20 protein-coding genes, 1 pseudogene and 1 riboswitch are annotated in these 24,717 nt (G+C 57.2%); of the genes and pseudogenes, 13 read left to right on the forward strand and 8 right to left on the reverse strand.

The features are described from left to right. Nucleotides 1–11 precede the first annotated feature (11 nt). Nucleotides 12–1,313: an MFS transporter gene (locus ACR6JA_RS11945; RefSeq protein ID WP_494492824.1), complete on the reverse strand. Its 1,302-nt coding sequence runs from the start codon at nucleotides 1,311–1,313 to the stop codon at nucleotides 12–14. A 295-nt stretch (nucleotides 1,314–1,608) separates the two neighbouring features. Between ACR6JA_RS11945 and ACR6JA_RS11950 the strand changes: the two genes are divergently transcribed. Beyond that, nucleotides 1,609–2,679: a LacI family DNA-binding transcriptional regulator gene (locus tag ACR6JA_RS11950; RefSeq protein WP_494492825.1), complete on the forward strand. Its 1,071-nt coding sequence runs from the start codon at nucleotides 1,609–1,611 to the stop codon at nucleotides 2,677–2,679. Nucleotides 2,680–2,770: 91 nt separating this feature from the next. Further along, nucleotides 2,771–2,943, forward strand: a riboswitch (M-box (ykoK) riboswitch). A 72-nt stretch (nucleotides 2,944–3,015) separates the two neighbouring features. Then, the gene (locus ACR6JA_RS11955) at nucleotides 3,016–4,062 is read left to right on the forward strand and encodes a magnesium transporter (protein ID WP_008455228.1); all 1,047 of its coding nucleotides are present in this window, start codon (nucleotides 3,016–3,018) and stop codon (nucleotides 4,060–4,062) included. Between the two features lie 35 nt (nucleotides 4,063–4,097). On the opposite strand, the gene moeB is transcribed toward ACR6JA_RS11955, so the two are convergent. Then, nucleotides 4,098–4,844 (reverse strand): molybdopterin-synthase adenylyltransferase MoeB, encoded by a 747-nt coding sequence (moeB, locus tag ACR6JA_RS11960; RefSeq protein WP_213712673.1) that lies wholly within the window; start codon nucleotides 4,842–4,844, stop codon nucleotides 4,098–4,100. 1 nt (nucleotide 4,845) lies between these two features. Then, nucleotides 4,846–6,078, reverse strand: a complete 1,233-nt coding sequence (gene moeA, locus ACR6JA_RS11965) for a molybdopterin molybdotransferase MoeA (RefSeq protein WP_494492826.1) — start codon at nucleotides 6,076–6,078, stop codon at nucleotides 4,846–4,848. Between the two features lie 242 nt (nucleotides 6,079–6,320). On the opposite strand from moeA, the gene ACR6JA_RS11970 reads away from it, so the two are divergent. From ACR6JA_RS11970 to ACR6JA_RS12000, 7 genes are all read left to right on the forward strand, one after another. After that, nucleotides 6,321–8,264: an autotransporter outer membrane beta-barrel domain-containing protein gene (locus tag ACR6JA_RS11970; protein ID WP_434082309.1), complete on the forward strand. Its 1,944-nt coding sequence runs from the start codon at nucleotides 6,321–6,323 to the stop codon at nucleotides 8,262–8,264. A gap of 214 nt (nucleotides 8,265–8,478) precedes the next feature. Continuing rightward, nucleotides 8,479–9,432, forward strand: a complete 954-nt coding sequence (gene iaaA, locus ACR6JA_RS11975; RefSeq protein WP_494492827.1) for a beta-aspartyl-peptidase — start codon at nucleotides 8,479–8,481, stop codon at nucleotides 9,430–9,432. Next, nucleotides 9,432–11,306 carry a glutathione ABC transporter ATP-binding protein GsiA gene (gsiA, locus tag ACR6JA_RS11980; protein WP_494492828.1) on the forward strand — a complete coding sequence of 625 codons (1,875 nt, stop codon included), beginning with the start codon at nucleotides 9,432–9,434 and terminating at the stop codon, nucleotides 11,304–11,306. Before iaaA ends, gsiA begins: the two co-directional genes overlap by 1 nt. Nucleotides 11,307–11,318: 12 nt before the next feature. Further along, nucleotides 11,319–12,857 carry a glutathione ABC transporter substrate-binding protein GsiB gene (gene gsiB, locus ACR6JA_RS11985; protein WP_213712664.1) on the forward strand — a complete coding sequence of 513 codons (1,539 nt, stop codon included), beginning with the start codon at nucleotides 11,319–11,321 and terminating at the stop codon, nucleotides 12,855–12,857. 123 nt (nucleotides 12,858–12,980) lie between these two features. After that, on the forward strand, nucleotides 12,981–13,901 hold the full coding sequence (gsiC, locus tag ACR6JA_RS11990) for a glutathione ABC transporter permease GsiC (protein ID WP_039295349.1): 921 nt from the start codon (nucleotides 12,981–12,983) through the stop codon (nucleotides 13,899–13,901). Between the two features lie 2 nt (nucleotides 13,902–13,903). Continuing rightward, on the forward strand, nucleotides 13,904–14,815 hold the full coding sequence (gsiD, locus tag ACR6JA_RS11995) for a glutathione ABC transporter permease GsiD (protein WP_213712662.1): 912 nt from the start codon (nucleotides 13,904–13,906) through the stop codon (nucleotides 14,813–14,815). Nucleotides 14,816–14,851: 36 nt separating this feature from the next. Continuing rightward, nucleotides 14,852–15,592, forward strand: a complete 741-nt coding sequence (locus ACR6JA_RS12000) for a MipA/OmpV family protein (RefSeq protein WP_494492829.1) — start codon at nucleotides 14,852–14,854, stop codon at nucleotides 15,590–15,592. 101 nt (nucleotides 15,593–15,693) lie between these two features. Here the strand turns inward: ACR6JA_RS12000 and rimO are convergent, their stop codons facing one another. Further along, nucleotides 15,694–17,019 carry a 30S ribosomal protein S12 methylthiotransferase RimO gene (gene rimO, locus ACR6JA_RS12005; RefSeq protein ID WP_008455208.1) on the reverse strand — a complete coding sequence of 442 codons (1,326 nt, stop codon included), beginning with the start codon at nucleotides 17,017–17,019 and terminating at the stop codon, nucleotides 15,694–15,696. 244 nt (nucleotides 17,020–17,263) lie between these two features. Here rimO and ACR6JA_RS12010 point away from each other — a divergent pair, with 244 nt between their 5' ends. Together ACR6JA_RS12010 and ACR6JA_RS12015 are read left to right on the forward strand one after the other, a co-directional pair. Next, nucleotides 17,264–17,647, forward strand: a complete 384-nt coding sequence (locus ACR6JA_RS12010) for a biofilm formation regulator BssR (protein WP_213712659.1) — start codon at nucleotides 17,264–17,266, stop codon at nucleotides 17,645–17,647. 111 nt (nucleotides 17,648–17,758) lie between these two features. Continuing rightward, nucleotides 17,759–18,880, forward strand: a pseudogene (locus tag ACR6JA_RS12015) (PQQ-dependent sugar dehydrogenase). 1 nt (nucleotide 18,881) lies between these two features. Here the strand turns inward: ACR6JA_RS12015 and ACR6JA_RS12020 are convergent. After that, nucleotides 18,882–19,508, reverse strand: coding sequence for a glutathione S-transferase family protein (locus ACR6JA_RS12020; RefSeq protein ID WP_494492830.1), 627 nt, complete (start codon nucleotides 19,506–19,508; stop codon nucleotides 18,882–18,884). Nucleotides 19,509–19,756: 248 nt separating this feature from the next. On the opposite strand from ACR6JA_RS12020, the gene dacC reads away from it, so the two are divergent. After that, on the forward strand, nucleotides 19,757–20,962 hold the full coding sequence (gene dacC / locus ACR6JA_RS12025; protein ID WP_250153473.1) for a serine-type D-Ala-D-Ala carboxypeptidase: 1,206 nt from the start codon (nucleotides 19,757–19,759) through the stop codon (nucleotides 20,960–20,962). A 4-nt stretch (nucleotides 20,963–20,966) separates the two neighbouring features. Here the strand turns inward: dacC and deoR are convergent, their stop codons facing one another. The 3 genes from deoR to ACR6JA_RS12040 all read right to left on the reverse strand — a co-directional run bounded on the left by deoR (nucleotide 20,967) and on the right by ACR6JA_RS12040 (nucleotide 23,132). Next, nucleotides 20,967–21,731, reverse strand: coding sequence for a DNA-binding transcriptional repressor DeoR (deoR, locus tag ACR6JA_RS12030; protein ID WP_494492831.1), 765 nt, complete (start codon nucleotides 21,729–21,731; stop codon nucleotides 20,967–20,969). 73 nt (nucleotides 21,732–21,804) lie between these two features. Then, nucleotides 21,805–22,413: an undecaprenyl-diphosphate phosphatase gene (gene ybjG / locus ACR6JA_RS12035; protein WP_034807788.1), complete on the reverse strand. Its 609-nt coding sequence runs from the start codon at nucleotides 22,411–22,413 to the stop codon at nucleotides 21,805–21,807. Then, complete coding sequence (locus ACR6JA_RS12040; RefSeq protein ID WP_494492832.1) at nucleotides 22,410–23,132, reverse strand: phosphatase PAP2 family protein; 723 nt, start codon at nucleotides 23,130–23,132, stop codon at nucleotides 22,410–22,412. The genes ybjG and ACR6JA_RS12040 overlap by 4 nt, the downstream gene beginning before the upstream one ends. 193 nt (nucleotides 23,133–23,325) lie before the next feature. Here ACR6JA_RS12040 and ACR6JA_RS12045 point away from each other — a divergent pair, with 193 nt between their 5' ends. Further along, the gene (locus ACR6JA_RS12045; protein WP_494492833.1) at nucleotides 23,326–24,558 is read left to right on the forward strand and encodes an MFS transporter; all 1,233 of its coding nucleotides are present in this window, start codon (nucleotides 23,326–23,328) and stop codon (nucleotides 24,556–24,558) included. Nucleotides 24,559–24,717 lie beyond the last annotated feature (159 nt).

Genomic DNA, 24,717 nt, shown 5'->3' on the forward strand with positions numbered 1-24,717 from the left:
AGACCATCCATTCAGGTGCGTTTTGCGCGGCGTTCGGCGATAAATGCCACCAGGAACACCGCGCCGATCAGATCAAAAAAGCCCATGGCGATAAAGAGCGGGTTGAAGCCAATCTTGTCGGCGGTGACGCCGATGATCAGAGAGAAGATAAAGCTGGCAATCCAGGCTGCCGAACCGCGCATGCCGTTGACTGTGGCCATCTGGCCTTTATCAAACGAGTCCACCACCAGCGCGCTGAGCATGCAGGAGATAATCTGGTGCCCGAAGCCGCCGATGGAGATAAGCAGGATGGCAACCCAGGGATCTTTGGTGACGGCGACCAGCGCCAGAGAAAGCATCAGGAACGCCCCGGTTACCGAACTCGCCACCACGGAATTGGTACGCGAGCAGCCAAAAATACGGACGTAAACTTTGGTCAGATAGCCGCTGGCAATGCTGCCGATATCGGCGGCGAGGAACGGCAGCCAGGCGAACATAGCAATCTGTTTGAGATCCATTCCGCGTTCGTTGGCCAGGTAAAGCGGAACCCAAAAGCTCAGGACCGCCCAGGCGGGTTCTGCCATAAAAGCTGGAATGGCGATGCCGTAAAAGCGTTTATTTTTGGAGACGGTTTTCAGGGCGGTGAAAAACGGCAGTTTCACGGCGGGCGGCTCGTTGTCCTGCTTGATGAACGCCAGTTCTTCCTTGCTCAGGTTCGGGTGCTGTTCCGGGTTGTGGTAAAACAGCCACCACAGTACAACCCACCCTAGCGCCAGCGCGCCGCTGAACATAAAGGCACCCTGCCAGCCAAAAAAACTGTGGGCAAAATAGATAATCGGCGGAGCCAGCATTGCGCCGATGGAAAAGCCCACCCCGGCCCAGCCTGCGGCAATCGGGCGCTCTTTTTTCGGGAACCATTCTCCCAGCGTTTTGGCGTTGGCGGGCGTGGCTGCGGCCTCCGCGCCGCCCATCATGAAGCGCAAAATAGCCAGCTGTAACCAGCTCCCGGCGCCGGCATGCAGCATGCACATCACCGCCCAGATGCTGGCGCAGATCAGAAAACCGATCTTCAGGCCAATCACGTCGATCAGCCAGCCGCAGAGGGGCTGGAACAGCGTATAGGCCAGCTGAAAAGCGCCGACTATCCAGGAATATTGTTCGGTGGTAATGCCGAGGGAGGTTTTCAGTTCAGGCGCCAGGATCCCCAGCGCATTACGCGTGATGTAGTTCACGGTGACGCCAAGTAAGAACAGAACCAGAACCCACCAGCGCAAATGTCGGAAAACGCGTCCTGCCTTAACGGCGGTTATCGGTTGGTCGATGCCATGACTCATAGTTCACTCCACCTTGTAGGGTAATTAGTAGAATTGGTATGCCACTACTTTTGGCGATAGTTGTTATTTAATTATTTGATTTTTATATTGTTAATTTTATTTTTGTTTTTAGTGAGAACCTTATTGGTTAACAAAATGGAGCGTAATTGAGTTATCAGCCAACCAATAGCGCAATTTTTGCAAATATTTTCACTGCCTCGATCCGACGCGAAGAAATAACGCTAAATTTCCGGCACTATGGCGTAATCGCAGTCATGAAAATTTTTTCATTTCACAAACGGGCGTCGATCACAAAATGAGTAAAACGCTAAAAATCACCGAAATTGCCGCGCAAACGGGGCTGTCGATAAGCACCGTTTCCCGCGTGCTGGCGGGCAAGGGGAATACCAGCGAGTCGGCCCGCCAGCGGGTACTGGCCTGCGCCAAAGCTAAGGGGGTATTGCAGGGCATTGCCGCGGGCAGATTATTGGTCAACAGCCTGGTGGTTTTTGCGCCCCGTCGGGCGTTTGATGAGCGGCTGGACGTCTTCTACTACCGGGTAATGCAGGGTATCGGCAAGGCGCTGGTGCCTCACGACGCCAGGCTGCGCTTCTGCGCGCTGGAAGAGAATGACAGCGATACCGGACTGTTTCTCAGCAAGATGAGCGAGCCGGAAACCGAAGCGGCCATTCTGCTGGGGATTGATGATCCGCACATCCACGATCTGGCGGCGGATCTGGGCAAGCCCTGCGTGCTGATCAACTGCCAGGATCGCAAAATGCGTCTTTCAGGCGTGGCGCCGGATCACCTGATGACCGGCCGCTTTGCCGCAAATTATCTGTTCGACATGGGGCATAAAGGCGTACTGACGTTAATGTGCCTGCGTCGCTATACCATGGAACAGCGCCTGGCCGGGATTCGGGATGCGTGGGACAGCCGTAATTTGTCGTTTGATGAGACCCGGCATTTGTTAGTCGCCCAAAGCTTCGGTGCCAAAGAGAGCGAGGCCTTAATCAGCGACTATCTGGCCGTTACGCCGCGACCGGCCTGGCCGAGCGCGCTGTTAGTCGGCGGCGACTTTATGGCGGCAGGCGCCGTTAGTGCTCTGCAAAAAGCAGGGCTGCGCGTGCCTCAGGATATGTCGGTAATGAGCATCGATGGCTTTAACCTGGCCGAAATCCATGACGTGCCTTTAACCTCGGTTCATGTTCCCAGGGACGAACTGGGTGAGGAGGCGGTTCAACTGCTGCAGCAGCGCCTGATGCGCCCGGAAGCGCCGGTGGTGAATATTCTGTTGGGCGGCACGCTGAAGGTGCAGGCGTCAGTGCGGCGAGTGGGAGCGGGGAAAGGTCGACCGGCGGTGACCAGCGATAAACTCTACGACTGAGCAGAAAAAAAGCATAAATAAACCCTAAACAGCGCAGGCTCTTTGCCTTGCGCCCGAAGTTTAAATCCCTACTATAGGCCGCGGAAGACTTGCAGTATCTCGTTAGGCGAGGCTCCTGTACAAACATAGGTTGCTGATCTGACGACGTCGAGAGACGCCCAAGATTAGGACAGGTTATATCGAGCGAAGGTATAACCCCAGGTAACTTCCCCCGCTTTTGGGGATACGTTGTGCAGTGCTAAAACCGAGACATGGAGATAGCGTCAGCACTCTCATATCTTGCTTCGCCCCAGGATGAGGACTGTTTATTTTTAAAACAGTAACCGGGGAAAAATCATGACCTTTTCAACTAATACCTCAGCGCACACCCGCGCTTCACTGGCCGTGTCCGTCAAACTGCCATCCTCAGACTCACAAAACACCGTGCTGGCTTACCTGAGCCAGGATTACATCGCTTTACCGCCGGGCACTTCGGTGCAGGATGCGCAGGCGTTGTTCTGCTCGGGCATTAAAAATGAGCAGATCCCGTCGCAGATATTTGTGGTGGACGACGATGCTCATCTGTTTGGCCTCGTGCCGGTAAAATCGCTGCTGCAGGCCGACAAAGAGGCGCTACTCAGTGACCTGATGCGGCCCGTGGCGTTCTCATTAACGCCGGAAAAAACGCGGCATGAAGCCTGCGTGGATATTAAAAAGGCGGGCGCTAACTACATCCCTGTTTTGAGCTACGGCAAGCTGAAAGGCGTGCTGGGCCCGCAGGAAATCGCTCAGCTGCTTGAGGACGAAAACACGCTGGATAGCCAGTTGCAGGGCGCGTCGTCGCCGCTGGAAACGCCTTATCTGCAAAGCAGCGTCTTTACGCTGTGGCGCAAAAGATCGGTCTGGCTGCTGCTGCTGTTTGTGGCTGAGGCTTACACCAGCTCGGTGATTAAATCGTTTGAAGATCAGCTTGAAGCGGCGATTGCGCTGGCGTTCTTTATCCCGTTGCTGATTGGCACCGGCGGCAATACCGGCACACAAATTACCTCGACGCTGGTCAGGGCGATGGCGCTCGGCGAAGTGGGGCTAAAGGATTTGGGCGCTATTTTGCGCAAGGAGATCTCGGCCTCGGTGCTCATTGCCTTAACCATTGGTACCGCCGGGTTTATTCGGGCCTGGATGCTGGGCGTGGGTATGGAAGTGATGATGGTGGTGAGCCTGACGCTCATCGCCATCACCGTCTGGAGCGCGATTGTTTCTTCGATTATTCCGATGCTGCTTCGTAAGGTGAACATCGATCCGGCCGTGGTGTCGGCGCCGTTTATCACGACCTTAATCGACGGAACCGGGCTGCTGATTTACTTCGAAATCGCCAAGGTGATGCTCACCGATCTGGCGGTCTAAAAATAACGGGGATAATGATATCCCCGTTTTCGTTTTTACCCGCACACTTCACACTGCGGGTTACGTGCCAGCTTCATCTCTCTGAACTGACAGGTCATCGCATCGTAAAGCACGATTTTCCCGCGCGCTGGAGTGCCGTAGTTTGCCAGCAGCTTGATGGTCTCCATGGCTTCCAGCGAGCCGATAATCCCGACCAGCGGGGCCATAACGCCAGCCTCGACGCAGCTCAGCGTACTTTCGCCAAACAGACGGCTCAGGCAGCGGTAGCAGGGCTCGTTATCCTGATACGTGAAGACGCTGACCTGGCCCTCCATGCGTATGGCCGCCCCGGACACTAGCGGGATCTTATGCTGATGGCAGCCGCGGTTGAGCTGGTTGCGTATAGCCACGTTATCCGTGCAGTCCAGCACGACATCGTGGCGGGCGATCAACCCGGAAAGCTGAGGGTATTCGAGCAGAGCATTGACGGTGTCGAGTTGGATATGCGGATTAATCGCTGCCAGTGAATCCCGCGCGGAATCCACCTTCGGTTTGCCAATTGTGGCATCACTGTGCAGCGTTTGCCGCTGGAGGTTTGAGAGTGAAACGGTGTCGAAATCGAGCAGCGTGAGCTGGCCCACGCCCGCGGCTGCCAGGTACTGTGCCGCCGCGCAGCCCAGCCCACCCAGCCCGACGATGAGCACTCGCGAAGCCTTAAGCTTTTCCTGGCCGTCAAAGTCAAAGCCGCGCAGCACAATCTGGCGGTTGTAGCGCAGCATCTCCTCATCGCTAAGCTCGACCATTTCAGCCTCCGAACAGCGGATTAAACGGTTCGACCTCAACCCATTCCCCGGCCTCGACGTTGCCGCGTTCGCGTTCCAGCACCACAAAACAGTTGGCCTGGCTGAAGGAACTGAAAATATGCGATCCCTGATGCCCGGTGCTTAACACCTCAAGGTCGCCTTGCTCATTGCGGCGAAGAATGCCGCGCTGGAAGTCGAGGCGGCCAGGGGATTTCTTCAGCTTGCCGACGGTGCGAACGCGCATGCGCGGCGGCAGAGGGCTGGCGATTTGCCCGCTCAGCTTCGCCAACAGCGGCTGCACTAGCTGGTAGAACGTCAGAGCGGCGGAAACCGGGTTGCCCGGTAGACCGCAGAACCAGCTGTTTTTCAGGCGTCCAAAGGCAAACGGTTTGCCCGGTTTAATCGCCAGCTTCCAGAAGCCGACTTCGCCCAGCTCTTCGAGGATTTGTTTGGTGTAATCGGCTTCGCCCACGGAAACACCGCCGCTGCTGATGACCACATCTGCCCGGCTGTCCGCTTCGTTAAACACCGCGCGAAGGGCGGCCTGGTCATCCCGAACGATGCCGAGGTCAATCACTTCACAGCCCAACTGCTCCAGCATGATGTGCACCGCCAGGCGGTTGGTATCGTAGATTTGGCCTTCGGCCAGCGGCTGGCCCGGAAGTTGGAGTTCGTCGCCGGTGGAGAACACTGCCGCACGCACTTTGCGATAGGCCTTCACTTCCGGGATGCCCAGAGAGGCAATCAGCGGCAGTTCGGCGGCGGTTAATTTCACGCCTGCGGCCAGCACGCTGGCGCCCTGATGGATATCCTCACCGCGACGGCGAATATTCTGGCCGTTCTTCACCGGAGCGTTAAAACGCACGCCGCTTTCGGTGACTTCCGTCTCTTCCTGCATCACAACGGCTTCAGCTCCGACAGGGATCGGCGCGCCGGTCATGATGCGCACGCAGGTGCCTGCAGGCCATTCACCGCTAAACGGTTGTCCGGCGAAGGCTTTCCCGGCAACGGGCAGTGCGCCCCCGGCTTTGATATCCGCCAGCCTCACCGCGTAGCCGTCCATCGCTGAGTTATCGAAACCGGGGACATCCAGCGGCGAGACCACCGGGGCTGCCGTGACGCGGCTCGTGGCCAGCAGCAGCGGCAGGGTTTCTGTTTCAGACAACGGATGAATACGGGACAGCATCTGTTCAAGTGCGGTTTCAAGCGGGATCAGCCCGGCGGTAAATTCCATTCATGACTCCTGGGGCAGGGGCAAAATAAGGCCTTAGTATGGCAGAAAACGCCGCCTGACGGCATGTCTGGGATCAGCAAAAACCTTTCGCCAGTGGTCGGACATGCGTTACATCACGTTGTCACCTTTCTTCTTTACGCTCGGCCTGCGTGTCAATCGCCATTGGCTATAGTCATTGTGGCTAATAAAAACCTTGCAAGGAAGAACTGATGATAAGCAAACAAAAAACATTCAAATTCAGTATGCTGGCCGCCGCGGTGGGCTTCACCTCATCTGCATTTGCCTTTGATTCTCTCACCGTTTTTGGCGACAGCCTCAGCGATACCGGCAACAACGGACGCTGGACCTGGAACAGCAGCCAGAACAAGCTCTATGACGAGCAGCTCGCCGCACATTATGGCCTGACGCTGACCCCCTCCCGCGAAGGGGGGAGCAACTATGCCGCAGGCGGGGGCACCGCTGTGCCCGCGCTTAATCCGGCCGATAATACGCAAAGCCAGGTTCAGCGCTACCTGAGCCAGACCGGTGGGCAGGCAGATGGCAACGGCTTATATATTCACTGGATCGGTGGCAACGATCTTGCCGCGGCCGCCACTCAGCCTGCGCTGGCGCAGGGGATAGCGGCCAACAGCGCGGCCAACGCCGCCGCTCAGGTGGGGGCTTTGCTTGATGCGGGCGCCGGGCTGGTGGTGGTGCCGAACGTTCCGAATATCGGCGCCACGCCAACGCTAATGGAACTGGTACTCAGTGCCGGGCTTGGGGCGGCGGCCACGCCTGCGATTCAGGCTGCCTATGCGTCTTTGGATGCGGCACAAACGCCTGACCTGGCGAGTCGTCAGCAGGCGATTCATCAGGCGTTACAGGCGGCGGCTTCCGTTGTCAGTTCCAATCCGCTCGTTCAGCAAGGGGTAGCCGCGCAGCTGATAGCCGCCTACGATCGGGCCGTGCAGCAGGCCGCTTTACTTACCACGTTCTACAACAGCGCCGAAGATCAGGCCCTGCTGCAGCATGGGGGGAATATCGCCCGGGCGGATATCAACGGCGTCTTCCAGGAGATTCTGGCTAATCCTCAGGCCTTCGGTCTGACAAACACCGCCGGGATGGCCTGCCCGCCGGGCGTGGCGGCGACCGACTGCACCAGCTCCACGCCGGGATTTAACGCCGCGCAGGATTATCTGTTTGCCGATCATTTCCACCCGAGCCCGCAGGTTCACAGCATCATTGCCCAGTACATTGAGTCGATTATCGTCGCGCCTGTGCAGGTCACTCGCCTGAACCAGGGCACGCAGGCGATGGTGCGCGGCAGCCGGGCAACGCTCGACAGCCGCTATCAGCAGCTGCGCCAGGGTGATAACACCGCAGGTTCACTGGGTGTGTTTGGCGGCTACAGCGGCGGGTATCAGCGGTACAGCGGCAATAGCGAAACCGGCGACGGCAAAGGTAACACCAATAACCTGACCGTCGGTCTCGACTATCAGCTGAACGAAAACGTGGTGCTGGGCGGGCTGATCGCCGGTTCGCTGGACAATCAACGCCCGGACGACGGCTACCGCTACGATACCCGAGGTTTTCAGGCGGCGCTCTTTGGCCAGCTTCGCGCGGGCCAGGCCTGGCTGAACGGGGACGTGCATTATCTCTCTGCCGACTTCACTAATATTCAGCGCGATATCACCCTGGGGCAACTTACGCGCACGGAAAAAGGCGACACTGACGGCAGGCTGTATGGCGCGCGATTGACGGCTGGCTACGATATCCCCGTCACGGCCTGGCTAACCACGGGGCCGGTGCTGCAATACGCCTGGGATTACAGCCACGTAAACGGCTACAGTGAAAACGGCAATAGCAGCACGGCTATGCGCTTTGGCGACCAGAACGGCCATTCGCAAATCGGCAGCGCCGGCTGGCGCGTGGACACGAAGCTGGGCGTCATTAATCCCTGGGCGCAGGCAAGCTATCGCCATCAGTTCGGCGATGACAGTTATCGGGCGAACGGCGGCCTAAAATCCACTGCGCTGACTTTCAGCCGCAGCGGTGAACAGCTGGATAAAAACTGGGCCGATATCGCCATCGGGGCAGATATGCCGCTGTCGAATACCGTGTCCGCATTCGCGGCTGTGGCACAAACGGCAGGCTTAAGCGACGGCAACCAGACCAGCTACAACGTGGGGATCAGCGCGAAGTTCTAAGATTTTGTTATTACCTTAAAAATGGCGACTTTAGTTTCAAAAGTCGCCATCTTCTCTCTCTTCCGGGGCTGCCCGGGATTCACTGAGTAATGTCAATTTTCTTTACAACACTTTTACGTCTTTCTATATTCAAAAATCGTATCAATGTTTGGCAACGATTCTGATATTTATAGAAAAAACGCTGCCGAATACCACTTTCAACAGGCAATGCCGAATGACCAAAGCCGTTATCGCTATTCATGGCGGGGCCGGGGCCCTGACCCGCGCCCACCTAACGCCGGAAAAAGAGCTGCAATTTATTAGCGCGCTCTCCGACATTGTTGAAGCCGGGCAGCAGATCCTTGCACGCGGCGGCAGCGCGCTGGACGCGGTGACCGAGGCGGTGCGACTGCTGGAGGAGTGCCCGCTGTTTAACGCCGGAGTTGGGTCGGTGTTCACAAGCGTTGGTACACACGAACTGGACGCCTGCGTGATGGACGGCAACAGCCTGAATGCCGGGGCGGTGGCGGGTGTGAGCCATATTCGCAACCCGATCCTGGCGGCAAGATTAGTGCTGGAAAACAGCCCGCACGTGCTGATGATTGGCGAAGGGGCGGAGCGTTTTGCCGTGCAGAATGGGCTTGAGCCGGTAGAGGCCACGCTTTTTTCGACCGAAGAACGCTATCAGCAGCTGCTGCGCGCCCGTGAAAGTCAGCAAATGCGGTTGGATCATGACGGGGCTGAGCCGATTGATGCAGATAAAAAATTTGGCACGGTAGGCGCAGTGGCGCTGGATAAACTGGGGAATCTGGCGGCAGCAACGTCCACCGGCGGAATGACCAATAAACTGCCGGGCCGGGTAGGGGATTCTCCCTTAGTCGGTGCGGGCTGCTATGCCAACAACGCCAACGTGGCCGTGTCCTGCACCGGCACGGGCGAAGTTTTTATCCGCACGCTGGCGGCCTACGATATTGCGGCCCTTATGGAGTATGCCGGACTAAGTCTGCAGCAGGCCGTTGACCGCGTGGTGATGGAGAAACTGCCCGCGCTGGGAGGGAGCGGCGGCATGATTGCCATCGACAATCAGGGGAACGTGGCGCTGCCGTTTAACAGCGAAGGAATGTACCGTGGCTTTGGCTTTGTCGGCGATGCCCCGAACGTAGGAATTTATCGTGACCAGGAGAGTTAATGCCGCACAGTCATGAGCTACCGGACGAGCAGGTGCTTGCCGTTAGCGACCTCAATATTCGCTTTCGCCAACAGCAGCAGGTTACCGACGCGGTACGCCACCTGTCGTTGACCCTTAACCGGGGCGAAACGCTGGCTATCGTGGGCGAGTCTGGTTCCGGGAAGTCGGTCACGGCGATGGCGCTGATGCGCCTGCTGGAGCAGGGCGGCGGGCAGGTTAGCTGCGACAAGCTGCTGCTGCGTCGGCGTAATAAAGAGGTGCTGAACCTGCCCGAGCTGAGCAACGCCCAGATGCGTCGCGTGCGCGGGGCGGATGTGGCCATGATTTTCCAGGAGCCGATGACCTCGCTTAATCCGGTGTTCACCGTGGGCGAACAAATCGCCGAGTCCATCCGTTTACATCAACAGCTGGATGGACGTGCGGCGCTGGCGGAAGCAAAGCGCATGTTAGAACGCGTGCGTATTCCTGAGGCACAGGCCATCCTGAACCGCTATCCGCACCAGCTCTCCGGCGGGATGCGCCAGCGAGTGATGATTGCTATGGCGCTCTCCTGCCGTCCGGCGGTGCTGATCGCCGATGAGCCGACAACTGCCCTCGACGTGACTATTCAGGCGCAAATTCTGCAGCTTATTCGCGTTCTGCAGGATGAAATGCAGATGGGCGTCATTTTCATCACCCACGATATGGGCGTGGTGGCGGACATCGCCGACAGGGTGCTGGTGATGTACCGGGGGGAAGCGGTTGAAACCGGCACCGTGGAGCAAATATTCCAGAACCCGCAGCACGCCTACACCCAGGCTTTGCTGGCTGCCGTACCAAGGCTTGGCGCCATGAACGGCAGCGATTTACCGCGCAAATTCCCGCTGATAGTCCCAGGACAACCGAATCAGCAAGAGCCTGAAACCGAGCAGGATACGATTCCTCCCGGCGCGAAGCCGGTACTTGAAGTTCGCGATCTGGTGACCCGCTTCCCACTGCGTAGCGGAATATTCAACCGGGTGACGCGCCAGGTGCATGCCGTTGAAAAGGTGAGTTTTGATTTATTGCCCGGCGAAACGCTGGCGCTGGTGGGCGAGTCCGGCTGTGGTAAATCGACCACCGGGCGCTCGCTGCTGCGGCTGGTGGAAACCCAGGGCGGCACCATCACCTTTAACGGTCAGCGTATTGATAATTTGCCTAACGGCGAGCTGCAGCACGTTCGCAAAGACATTCAGTTTATTTTCCAGGATCCGTATGCCTCGCTGGATCCGCGCCAGACCGTCGGCTACTCCATTATGGAGCCGCTGCTGGTGCACCAGGCGATGCCTAAAGAAGAGGCCCAGCAGCGCGTCGCCTGGCTGCTTGAGCGAGTCGGTTTACAGCCTGAGCACGCGTGGCGTTACCCGCATGAGTTCTCCGGCGGCCAGCGGCAGAGGGTTTGTATTGCCCGCGTGCTGGCGCTGAACCCGAAGGTGGTGATTGCCGACGAGTCCGTCTCGGCGCTGGATGTGTCGATTCGGGCGCAAATCGTTAACCTGCTGCTCGACCTGCAGCGCGAATTTGGCATCGCTTTTCTGTTTATTTCCCACGACATGGCCGTCGTGGAACGCATCAGCCATCGCGTGGCGGTCATGTATCTGGGCCAAATTGTTGAAATTGGCCCCCGCCGCGCCGTGTTTGAAAACCCGCAGCATCCATACACCCGCAAACTCATGGCTGCGGTACCGGTGGCTGATCCAACCCGCAAGGGACGCAAGCCTGTTTTAGTGTCTGATGAGATCCCCAGCGCCACGCGCAGCCTGGGGGATGAACCGCACGTAGCACCGCTGGTTGCGGTGGGGCCGGGGCATTTTGTCGCCCGCCACCCCATCGGCAGCAGTGAAAATCGCCTATAAAGGAAAACAATAATGACAGCTAACACAACGCAAAAATGGCTGCTGGCGGCGGGACTTGCCTCCGCCGTTATCGCCACGCCCGCTTTCGCTGCTAAAGATGTCGTCGTAGCGGTGGCCTCAAACTTCACCACGCTCGATCCTTACGACGCGAATGACACACTGTCCCAGGCGGTGGCCAAATCGTTCTATCAGGGGCTGTTCGGGCTTGATAAAGACATGAAACTGCAGAACGTGCTGGCAGAAAGCTACAAAGTGTCTGACGACGGCCTGGTGTACACCATCAAGCTGCGCACTGGCGTGAAGTTCCAGGACGGCACTGACTTCAATGCCGATGCGGTAAAAGCGAACCTCGATCGCGCCAGCAACCCTGACAACCACCTCAAGCGCTACAACCTGTATAAAACCATTGCCAAAACGGAGGTGGTCGATCCTTCCACGGTGAAAATCACCTTAAAAGAGCCGTTCTCGGCGTTCATCAATATTCTGGCCCACCCGGCGACGGCGATGATCTCCCCGGCTGCGCTGCAAAAATACGGCAAAGATATCGGCTTCCATCCGGTGGGTACCGGCCCGTATCAGCTGGATACCTGGAACCAGACCGATTTTGTGAAGGTGAAGAAATTCGCCGGTTACTGGCAGCAAGGCCTGCCGAAGCTGGACAGCATTACCTGGCGCCCGGTCGTGGATAACAATACCCGTGCGGCGATGCTGCAAACCGGCGAGGCGCAGTTCGCGTTCCCGATCCCTTACGAGCAGGCGGGCGTGCTGGAGAAAAACAGCAAGCTTGAGCTGGTTGCCTCGCCGTCGATCATGCAGCGCTACATCAGCATGAACGTCACCCAAAAACCGTTTGATAATCCGAAAGTCCGCGAAGCCATCAACTATGCGATTAACCGCCAGGCGCTGGTGAAAGTGGCGTTCTCCGGCTTCGCTACGCCAGCAGAAGGCGTGGTGCCGCCGTCGCTTGCCTATGCCGAGAAATTCAAACCCTGGCCTTATGATCCAGCCAAAGCCAAAGCGCTGCTGAAAGAAGCGGGCTTCCCGAACGGCTTTGAAACAACACTTTGGTCCTCCCACAACCACAGTACCGCGCAGAAAGTGCTGCAGTTTACCCAGCAGCAGCTGGCGCAGGTTGGTATCAAGGTGAAAGTGACGGCGATGGACGCCGGGCAGCGTGCTGCCGAAGTGGAAGCAAAAGGGCAGAAAGAGAGCGGCGTGAGAATGTTCTACACCGGCTGGTCGGCGTCAACCGGCGAGGCTGACTGGGCGCTGTCGCCGCTGTTTGCTTCCCAGAACTGGCCGCCAACGCTGTTTAACACCGCGTTTTACAGCAATCCGCAGGTGGACAAAGACCTGACCGATGCGCTGAAAACCACTAAACCGGAAGAGAAGGCGAAGCTGTACAAAGACGCGCAGGATACGATCTGGAAAGAGTCTCCGTGGGTGCCGCTGGTGGTGGAAAAACTTGTTTCTGCCCACAGCAAAAATCTCACCGGGTTCTATGTGATGCCGGATACCGGGTTTAGTTTTGATAATGCGGATCTGAAGTAGCGTGATAATGACCCTCACCCCGGCCCTCTCCCTAAAAGGGAGAGGGGGAAAGCTAAGCCTGTTGGTGCCTTGTCTCTTGATTCCCTCTCCCCTCTGGGGAGAGGGTTAGGGTGAGGGGCCGCGATGTTTAACTATTTCCTCAAACGCCTTTTGGGCCTGATCCCGACGCTGTTCATCGTGGCGGTGCTGGTATTCCTGTTCGTGCATCTGCTGCCCGGCGACCCGGCGCGGCTGATTGCCGGGCCGGAAGCGGATGCCACGGTCATCGAACTTGTTCGCAAACAGCTGGGATTGGATCAACCGCTGTGGCGGCAGTTCCTGCATTACATCACGCACGTCGTGCAGGGGGACTTTGGCACCTCGCTGGTTTCACGCCGCCCTGTGTCTGAAGAGATTGCCAGCCGCTTTATGCCCACGCTGTGGCTGACGCTGACCAGCATGGCATGGGCGACGCTGTTTGGCCTGGCGACCGGCATTGTGGCCGCCGTCTGGCGCAACCGCTGGCCGGATCGCCTGAGCATGACGATTGCCGTGTCCGGCATTTCATTCCCGGCCTTCGCGCTGGGAATGCTGCTGATGCAGGTTTTCTCGGTTGAGCTGGGCTGGCTGCCCACGGTGGGGGCCGACAGCTGGCAGCACTACATTCTGCCGTCCATTACCCTTGGGGCGGCGGTGGCGGCGGTCATGGCGAGATTCACCCGCGCGTCGTTTGTGGATGTGCTGCACGAAGATTACATGCGTACCGCCAGGGCGAAAGGCGTGAGCGAAACGCTGATCGTGGTAAAACACGGCCTGCGTAACGCCATGATCCCGGTGATCACCATGATGGGGTTGCAGTTCGGCTTCCTGCTCGGTGGGTCTATTGTGGTGGAAAAAGTGTTTAACTGGCCGGGATTAGGGCGCCTGCTGGTGGATTCAGTGGAGATGCGTGATTACCCGGTTATTCAGGCCGAGGTTCTGCTGTTTTCGCTGGAGTTTATTGTGATCAACTTAGTGGTGGATCTGCTGTATGCCGCCATTAACCCGGCCATCAGGTACAAATAAGGATGCGACTTTTAAACTGGCGACGCCAGGCCATAGTCAACGCGATGCCCGTGGTACGTGCCGGGCAAATTCGTACCCCGTGGAGCGAGTTTCTGCGGCGTTTTCGCCAGCAGCCCGTGGCGATGACTGCCGGGCTGTTTGTGCTTCTGCTGGTAGTGATTGCGCTCATAGCACCATGGATTGCCCCCTTTGATGCGGAAAACTATTTCGATTACGACAGGCTGAACGACGGGCCGTCGATGCTGCACTGGTTTGGCGTTGATTCTCTCGGGCGGGATATTTTTAGTCGTGTGCTGGTCGGGGCGCAAATCTCGCTGGCCGCTGGCGTCTTTTCGGTGCTTATCGGCGCGCTAATCGGCACCTTCTTTGGTCTGCTGGCGGGCTATTACGAAGGTTGGTGGGACCGCATTATCATGCGAGTCTGCGACGTGCTGTTCGCTTTCCCCGGTATTTTGCTGGCAATCGCGGTGGTGGCGGTGATGGGCAGCGGCATGACCAACGTGATTATTGCGGTGGCGATTTTCAGTATTCCGGCCTTTGCCCGCCTGGTGCGCGGCAACACGCTGGTGCTGAAACAGCAAACTTTTATTGAGTCTGCTCGTAGCATTGGTGCCCCGGATGCGACTATCATCTTCCGGCATATTTTGCCGGGAACCGTTTCGTCGATTGTGGTGTATTTCACGATGCGCATCGGGACCTCGATTATCTCCGCCGCAAGCCTGTCATTTCTCGGCCTCGGGGCTCAGCCACCGACGCCTGAGTGGGGCGCTATGCTGAACGAGGCGAGGGCGGATATGGTGATTGCCCCGCACGTGGCTATTTTCCCGAGTCTCGCCATCTTTTTGACCGTGCTGGCGTTCAACTTGCTTGGGGATGGACTGCGGGACGCGCTGGATCCGAAAATTAAAGGTTAAGCTGAGGCAGTAGATTCGTTGCCCTGGAGTGAAGAAATGAGAAAAATAACCGGGGCACTTCTGCTCAGCCCGTTGCTGATTGCCACTGCCTGTCCGGCGGCCAACTGGTCGCTTGGCGCGCAGGGGGGCCTGTATCAAACCCCTTACCAAACCCGGCACCAGCTTCGCTGGGCGCTGCCCTACGTCGGCTACGACGGCAAAACCTGGTACCTCGACGGCACCGAAGCGGGCTATAACTTCATCAATACCGACACGCTGCTGCTGCGCGCTAAAGTCTATTACTACGATACCCTGTATCAGGCAGATACCGGGCAGACGCCCGCGCTGCGGGGGCTGAATAATCGCCATAGCACGATGATGGGCGGCATGACGATGCAGTACACCACGTCGATAGGCGCGTTCAGCGCGACAATTGCGGGCGACACGCTGGGCGTCAGCAACGGCCTAACGGCGAATACAGCCTATATTGCAATGGCGCAGTGGGGCGATTTCACGCTGGTACCGGAAGCGGGAATGGACTTCTCGAATGCGCAAAACACGCGCTATTACTATGGCGTTTCAGAGAAAGAGTCGGCAAAAACAGGCCTTGCGGCATGGCGACCACAGGGCAGCATAGTGCCTTACGCGCAGCTGGCAATGAACTACGCCTGGACGCCGCTCTGGAACACCTGGGCGCAGTTCACCCAGCGTTTTTATCCGAGTACTATCAGCGACAGCCCAATGGTGAATAAAAATAACCTGCGGGAGTTAACGGTGGGAATGAGTTATACGTTTTAAGTATTTTCTCCCCTCAGCCCAAAGGGGGAGAGAGAAAACAAGGATAGAGGGGGGTATTATTCCCTCTCCCTTGTGGGGAGAGGGTTAGGGTGAGGGGCAAACTAAACCACTGAACCCCACAGGTCGTACTCATCCGCGTTTTCAACTTTCACACGGACAACGTCGCCTGGTTTCAGCTTGGTTTCGCCATTCAGGTAAACCGCGCCGTCGATTTCAGGGGCATCCGCCATGCTGCGGCCGATGGCGCCTTCTTCGTCCACTTCATCCACCATGACCAGAATCTCGCGGCCCACTTTCTCTTGCAGGCGCTCGGCAGAGATTTTCTGCTGCAGCTGCATAAAGCGGTTCCAGCGCTCTTCTTTTACTTCTTCCGGCACCTGGTCAGGCAGCTCGTTGGCGGTCGCGCCGTCAACCGGGCTGTATTTGAAGCAGCCCACGCGATCCAGACGCGCTTCTTTCAGGAAGTCGAGCAGCATCTCGAAGTCTTCTTCGGTTTCACCCGGGAAGCCGACGATAAAGGTCGAGCGTAGGGTCAGATCCGGGCAGATTTCACGCCACTGCTTGATGCGCTGCAGCTGACGATCCGCAGAACCAGGGCGCTTCATCAGCTTCAGAATGCGCGGGCTGGCGTGCTGCAGCGGGATATCGAGGTACGGCAGAATCTTGCCTTCCGCCATCAGCGGGATCACATCATCAACGTGTGGATACGGGTAAACGTAGTGCAGGCGAGTCCAGACGCCCAGCTTAGCCAACTGCTCACACAGGCTAACCATGCTGGTTTTGACCGGAGCGCCGTTCCAGAACCCGGTGCGGTGCTTAACGTCCACGCCGTAAGCGGAAGTATCCTGGGAGATCACCAGCAGCTCTTTCACGCCCGCTTCAACCAAACGTTTTGCCTCTGCCAGCACGTCGCCTATTGGGCGGCTGTCCAGATCGCCACGCATGGACGGGATAATGCAGAAGGTGCAGCGATGGTTGCAGCCTTCGGAAATTTTCAGATACGCGTAGTGACGCGGTGTCAGCTTCACGCCCTGTTCCGGCACCAGGCTCAGAAACGGGTTGTGCTGCGGTTTGGGCACGTAATGGTGAACGTGCTGCAGAACCTGCTCGTAGCTGTGTGGGCCGGTGATTTCCAGTACCTTCGGATGCACTTCGCGGATCTGATCTTCTTTTGCACCCAGGCAACCGGTGACAATCACCTTTCCGTTTTCGTTCAGCGCTTCGCCGATGGCTTCCAACGATTCCTGGACGGCGCTGTCGATGAAGCCGCAGGTGTTGACGATGACCATGTCGGCGTCGTCATAGCTTGGCACCACGTCATAGCCTTCGGTGCGCAGTTCAGTCAGGATGCGTTCGGAGTCCACGAGGTTTTTCGGGCAGCCGAGGGAGACAAACCCGATACGGGGTTGTTGGGTCACATTGCTCATAGCTTAAAAAGTGTTCAATTATTAGAAAGATTAGGGCAGGGATTCTACAGAGGTTGGGCGGGAATTTGTACTGGAGAATTGCAGTTTGCGTTAGACGTGATTTATTCCGCTTCACTTTACCCATCGCATACTCCGGCTTGCCCGGTAAATAGCATCAAATGCGAAAGATATTCGCTGCGAATCCCCACCCCCTTGACCATACTTAATCTGTGGGTTAATGGGTAGCCCACGAGGAGGATGCGCTATGTCCGGACGTACGCTCAAACACGACCTGATGCAAAAGCTGCAGGTCGCGAAGGGGGAGATCGCCGCCTACCTGGCGTTGAGAAAGGCCAAAGGGTACATGTCTGTCAGCGAAAGCGAACAGCTTCGGACCCGCTTGCTGGATGTTTGCCACAGGAGCCGCGATGCTGCATTTGTGCTGCAGGCGAGTCTGGCCGACGATGAAAAAGATGATTTTCGCCATGCCGTTGAGGCGTGTTCATCCGCCGCACTTTGCCTGATGAGCGGGCGTAAAGACTGCCCACAATACATCGCGGTTGATGCGGCAAAGCTTGAAACCAGCCTGATGCAGCTCACCCGTAGCCTGAATGCACTGGCAGAGCGCGGAAAGGCCATTGAAGCCTGACCCGAGCACGGGGAGTCTGCCAGGCTCCCCGTTCTTAATGTTATGTAAAACCGGGAAGTCAATTATCTCCGGCGGCTACCCTTAACGGATAGTCAAAACCAGGAGATTGCCATGCCGCCGTTCCCGTCCCGCACGCTTATTGCCGCCGCGCTACTTTTCTCTGCCTCTTATGCCCTGGCTGCCAAAACCAACGTTGAAGTCCTGCAAACCAACCTGCCCCACCCGTGGGCGCTGGACTTTTTACCGGATAACCAGGGCATGTTGATTACCCTGCGTGGCGGGGAACTGCATCTGTGGCAGTAGGGCAAAGGACTGTCCGCGCCGATTAGCGGCGTGCCCGTTGTCTGGGCCCACGGGCAGGGCGGTTTGCTGGATGTTGTGCTGGCCCCGGACTTTGCCAGCAGCCGCCGCGTGTGGCTTAGCTTTGCCGAAGGCGGCAGCGACAATAAAGCCGGTACTGCCGTCGGGTATGGAACGTTAAGCCCGGATCTGAAGCGGCTGGAAAACTTTAAGGTTGTGTTCCGCCAGACGCCAAAACTCTCCACCGGCAACCATTTCGGTGGACGCATGGCGTTTGACGGGCAAGGCCATGTGTTTATCGCGCTGGGGGAAAACAACGAGCGCGCTACGGCCCAGGATCTCGATAAGCTGCAGGGCAAAGTGGTGCGGCTTAATGCCGATGGTTCCGTCCCGCAGGATAACCCGTTTATAGGCAAACCAGGCATCCGGCCTGAAATTTGGTCTTACGGGCACCGTAACCCGCAGGGATTAGCCATTAATCCGGCCAACGGCGAGCTGTGGCTAAACGAGCACGGGCCGAAAGGTGGCGATGAAATCAATATCCCGGCAGCCGGGAAAAACTACGGCTGGCCGCTGGCGACCTGGGGCATAAATTACAGCGGGCTTAAGATCCCCGAAGCCAAAGGAGGGGAAGTTGAAGGCACCGAGCAGCCGATTCATTACTGGAAAGTCTCTCCTGCCATAAGCGGCATGGCGTTTTATTCGGCTGACACCTTCCCGCAGTGGAAAGGCAAGTTGTTTATCGGCGCACTCAAAGAAAAGAATCTGATTGAGCTAACGCTGGACGGCGACAAGGCGACGGCCGAACAGCGGCTGCTGGGGGATCGTAAAAAGCGTATTCGCGATGTGCGCGTCGGCCCGGACGGCTATCTGTATGTCCTGACCGACGAATCTGACGGCGAGCTGCTAAAAATCAGCCCGGCCGAAAGCTAAATCAGGTCAGCGGGATCATCACAATTTTCTTGAACGCCGGGCGCTGGGTCAGTTGCTGATACCAGCGTTGAAGATTTGGCACCGCATCCCACGGAATATCAAGGTTGAGCAGGCTGTAGATTTGCGGGCCAAAGGCGAGGTCGCCCAGGCCAAAGGCTTCGCCACCCAGCCAGGGCTGATTAGCCAGTTCCGCATCTGCAATCGCAAACAGCTTGTTGCAGGCCACAATGCTTTGCTCAATCAGCTTCCGATCGCGCTCTTCCGGCGGAGTTCTGACCAGGCTGGCGTACACACCGCGGTAGGGGCCAGCGACCGCCGTAGCGGACCAGTCCATCCATTTTTCACCTTTGGCACGTTCTGCCGGAGCATTTACCCACAGCGAATCGCGACCATATTCAGCCGCCAGGTAGCGCACGATGGTGTTGGATTCCCACAGCGTCAGCCCGTGTGCGTCGTCGTGAACGCACGGCACCAGGCCATTCGGGTTCATCGCCAGGTATTCAGCGTCGTGCGTCAGGCCAAATTTCCCGCCCGCGGGCACGGAGCGGTACGGCAGTTGCAGCTCTTCCAGACACCACAGCACTTTCTTCACATTGGTGGAGTTATCTCTGCCCCAAACGGTAATCATGGTGGTTCCTTTTTTTGCAGGTGGACATCGAGTATGCCAGGCTCCGGTCACGAAAACACCACTGTTTCTCAACCGAAGCTAAAAAAAATGGCATGACGGCGGCAACTCGCGCAGATATCGAATAAACTTTAAAAACTTTACCAACTCTATGTTTCTTTAAGTGGATTCGTGCGTTATTACTCACACCCTGACTTTTGGGTGGCGGTGCGCACCGTGAATTTTTTAAGAATGGATACTCAGGTGGTTTTATGACGATCTTGCAAATGCCTGCAACACTACGTGGTTTAGTCGCAGGGACAACCCTGCTGCTGATGGCGGCTCCTGCGCTGAGCGCTGAGCAGACCGCAGATGCGCCCCAGGTCGATGGCAGAGCCTGGATTTTGATGGATTACGCCAGCGGGAAGGTGCTGGCGGAAGGAAATGCCGACGAAAAGCTCGATCCGGCAAGTCTGACCAAGCTGATGACCAGCTACGTGGTAGGGCAGGCGCTGAAAGCAGGCAAGATTCACCTGACGGATATGGTGACTATCGGGAAAGATGCCTGGGCCACCGGTAACCCGGTGCTGCGCGGCTCTTCGCTGATGTTCCTGAAACCAGGCGATAAAGTCTCGGTGGAAGATCTGAACAAAGGCGTCATTATTCAGTCCGGGAACGACGCCAGCATTGCGATTGCCGACTATGTGGCGGGCAGCCAGGACTCGTTTGTCAGCCTAATGAACAACTACGCGCAGAAGCTCAAGCTCACCAACACTACCTTTAAAACTGTTCATGGCCTGGATGCTCCGGGGCAGTACAGCACCGCGCGCGACATGGCGCTGCTGGGCCAGGCGCTGATCCACGACGTGCCGGACGAATACGCGGTACACAAAGAGAAAGAGTTCACCTTTAACAATATCAAGCAGCCGAACCGCAACCGCCTGCTGTGGAACTCCAACCTAAACGTTGACGGCATGAAAACCGGCACCACCGTGGGCGCGGGCTATAATCTTGTCGCGTCGGCAACCTCCGGCGATATGCGCCTGATTTCCGTGGTGCTGGGGACAAAAACTGACCGCATTCGCTTCAACGAGAGCGAAAAGCTGCTGACCTGGGGCTTCCGCTTCTTCGAAACCGTAACGCCAATCAAGCCTGATGCGACTTTCGTGACCCAGCGTGTCTGGTTTGGCGATAAGAGCGAAGTCAATCTGGGGGCAGGAGAAGGCGGCTCGGTGACTATTCCCCGCGGCCAGCTGAAAAACCTGAAAGCCAGCTTTACGCTGAATGAACCTCAGCTAACCGCGCCGCTGAAGAAAGGCCAGGCAGTCGGTACCATCGACTTCCTGCTGAACGGCAAATCCATTGAGCAGCGTCCGCTGCTGGTGATGGAGCCGGTTGAAGAGGGCGGCTTCTTCAGCCGCATGTGGGACTTTGTGCTGATGAAGCTCCACGGCTGGTTCGGGAGCTGGTTCTCTTAAGCGCCTACCACGTTAGCGTTAGGTTTTCCGCCGCGGCATAGTCTATAAACTCCGCGGCGGGAGGCCGATTGGTAATAATCGTATCAAACGCCGTCAGTGGCCCCATGCAGGCGGCGCGAACCTTGCCAAACTTGGTGTCATCCACCACCAGAACATTACGCTGGGCCATGCTCAGCGCCCAATGCTTCACCGCCAGCTCATTCAGATTAAAGCAGGTTGCGCCGTAGCGCAGGTGGACGCCTGCCGCGGATAAAAAGGCGATGTCCGGGCAGATATTCCCCAGGCACTCCTGGAAGCTAATCGGATTAAAAATTGCATTGCTGGAGTGAAACTCGCCGCCGCTTAAAATCACCCGGCAGTTCGGCTTCTCCTGCAGCGCCAGAAAAGTGTTGAGGGAATAGCACAGGGCAGTGAAAGGCAGATCGTCGTCAAGGGCGTCAATAATGTAAGGCGTGGTGGTGCCACAGTCGAAGAACACGGTCTGGCGCGGGCGAACATGCTGCGCGGCGAGCCTTGCGGCGTGGCGTTTCTCTTCAACCTGGCGCGTTTTTTCATCGCTAAGCAGATAGTAGCTGGACCCGGCGCTGCGAGGCTCCAGAACCACGTATCCTCCCAGCAGAACAACCTGACCCGGTTCGTTGTTAATGTCGCGGCGGATGGTCATTTCGGAGACGCCCAACAGCTGAGCGGCTTCTTTGAGATGAATTTTATCGCTGCGCTTCAGCGCCTGTAGCAGGCGGTTAATGCGCTCTTCACGGCGGGTTTCCATAGCGGCCTCTGAACATTAAAAAGCCTCGCTAAGGCAGGGCTTTAGTTAATGCATATTACCTGTGGCGCACCGCTTAGTCACGCACCCAGCCTTTACGGATGGGTAACGCGAAACAGTAGCGGTAAATCTGATGCAGGCGCTGGTGGATTTGTGGCCCGCGCAGGTTCCAGACGATCTGCGACAGCAGACAGGCGCTCATGCCGACCAGCAGGCCGCCGAGCATGTCCAGCGGCCAGTGCACGCCGAGATAGACGCGGGACCAGGCAATCGCGCAGCCGATCGCAAACAGCATCACGCCGGACCAGATGCGGTGCCAGCACAAAAATGCCAGGGCGAAGGTGAAGATTACCGTGCCGTGGTCGCTCGGGAAAGAATCATCCGGCGCATGATGCAGGAAGTTGTAGCCCAGCCCGACCACAAAAGGGCGAGGGTGCGGGAACACATGGCCGATGATCCACGACAGCGCCACGCTAATCACCAGCGCCATGCCGGTTTTGATCACCACCTGGCGCTGGGCCGGCATTTGTTTACGCTGGCCCCACAGCCAGAGCGCGACGATCAGCAGCGGGACGATGCTGATCAGATCCCGGGCGAAGAAAATCGCCAGTTTTATCATCCACTCCGGTGATGACGGGGTGGCATTTATGAGCAAAAACAGATTCTGGTTGAGCGTTTCCATTATGACTTGTCCTGTGCTTTAACTGACCAGGTGGATATCGCGCCGTAAAGCACCACCTGGGTTAACCATATCCACCAACCTGCCCACAGGTTGTGGCTGAAAAAGTGCGCGCCGCGCATCACCTGGCCGTACCCCATTCCCAGGCCGAGAAAAACGCCAAGGCCGAGGAAAAACCACGCCAGACGCGGGCGTTCACGGTAAAACAAAAAAAACAGCGCCATAACGCCAAAACCGCTGGAAGCATGACCGCCGGGAAAACATCTTCCTGGCCCGCTGTCTGCCGGAGCGGTGCTGAAAAGCGGGTACGAGGCGGCATTCCCGCCGTACTCCACCAGGCTCCACGGGCAGGAGTGGTGGCTAAACCCTTTCAGGACGCCGACCGTTAATGCCCCAAGTCCGATGAGCAACGCCACTACGACCAGCCGTGGCTGACGACGCCAGAGTCCCCATAGCAGCGCGATAACCCCGCCGGCAATCACCTGGTCCTTTAACAGGCGGTGGTTGAGCAAATCCAGCAGCCGATCGTTTTGCAGCGGAAAACGGTGGCTGGCGGCATCAAACCACAACCCGGTCAGCCAGCGATCCAGCCCTTCATTCCGGGAAAGCCAGCTAAAAACGGCAGCCAGTATTATCAGGATGCAAAGCTGGAAAAGATAGAAGCGGGACGGTAGTCGGTAAAGCAGTTTTGTCTTATTTACCGTTGGTTTAGGAAAACATTTCATCTTGTAGTTGGCGAAGACCGTACTGACCTTAAATGCATGGCAGCAGAATATTCATCACAGATTAAGAAATCCTTAATAGAATTGAGGTATGATGTGCGCGGCTTTACACCCCGTGCTATTTGTCAGCCGTTGACTACCGCTGGTACGGGCAATTGAATACACTCTGCGCGTTTCTTTATCTTCTGAGTTCCTAATGCAACATAATACGATAGCTAACAAAACGTTAGGCCGTCAGGCACTGCTGTTCCCGCTCTGCCTGGTGCTCTACGAATTCTCAACTTATATCGGCAATGACATGATCCAGCCGGGTATGCTGGCCGTGGTGGATCAGTTCCAGGCGGGCGTGGAATGGGTGCCGACCTCCATGACGGCTTACCTGGCGGGCGGGATGTTCCTGCAGTGGCTGCTCGGGCCGCTGTCTGACCGTATTGGCCGCCGCCCGGTGATGTTGACCGGCGTGGTCTGGTTTATTGTCACCTGCCTTGCAACGCTGCTGGCCCAGGATATTCAGCAGTTCACCTTCCTGCGTTTCCTGCAGGGCGTCAGCCTGTGCTTTATTGGCGCGGTGGGCTACGCCGCGATTCAGGAATCGTTCGAAGAGTCGGTTTGCATCAAGATAACCGCGCTGATGGCTAACGTGGCGCTCATCGCGCCGCTGCTTGGGCCGCTGGTGGGCGCGGCGTGGATCCACGTCGCTCCGTGGGAAACGATGTTCGTGCTGTTTGCGCTGTTGGCCGCTATCTCTTTCTTTGGGCTGCACAAGGCGATGCCGGAAACCGCGACGCGTCTTGGCGAAAAGCTTTCGCTGAAAGAACTTGGACATGACTACAAGCTGGTGCTGAAAAACCTGCGTTTTGTCTCGGGCGCGCTGGCTACCGGCTTTGTAAGCCTGCCGCTGCTGGCGTGGATTGCCCAGTCGCCGGTGATCATCATCAGCGGGGAGAATCTCAGCACTTATGAATACGGTCTGCTGCAGGTGCCCATCTTTGGCGCGCTGATCCTCGGTAACCTGGTCCTGGCCAAACTGACGTCCCGTCGTAGCGTACGAAGCCTGATCATCATGGGCGGCTGGTGGATTGTGCCGGGGCTGATTGCTGCGGCAGTGGCTACGGTGGTTTCTTCTCATGCTTATTTGTGGATGACCGCTGGCCTGAGTCTTTACGCCTTTGGTATCGGCCTTGCGAATGCGGGTCTGGTGCGTCTGACGTTGTTTGCCAGCGAGATGAGTAAAGGCACGGTGTCGGCGGCGATGGGCATGCTGCAAATGCTGATCTTTACCGTCGGTATTGAGCTGAGCAAGCACGCCTACCAGTTCGGCGGCAACGGTCTGTTCAGCCTGTTTAACCTGCTGGGCGGAGTGGTTTGGCTTGGCCTGATGGTGTTGTTCCTGAAGGATAAAACTGTTGGGCAGGCAAGAGACGCCTGATTTTACCCTCACCCTAACCCTCTCCCTAATAAGGGAGAGGGGACAAAAGCAGGGTATTCCCCTTTCTAGAAGGGAGAGGGGCTAAAGATAAGGTAGTTCGATTATTTTGCAGCCCCATCCCTGAACGGGAGTGGGGATAAAGCGGGATAAATCCGTTTT

It is taken from the genome of Cedecea sp. B1(4) (assembly GCF_059414925.1).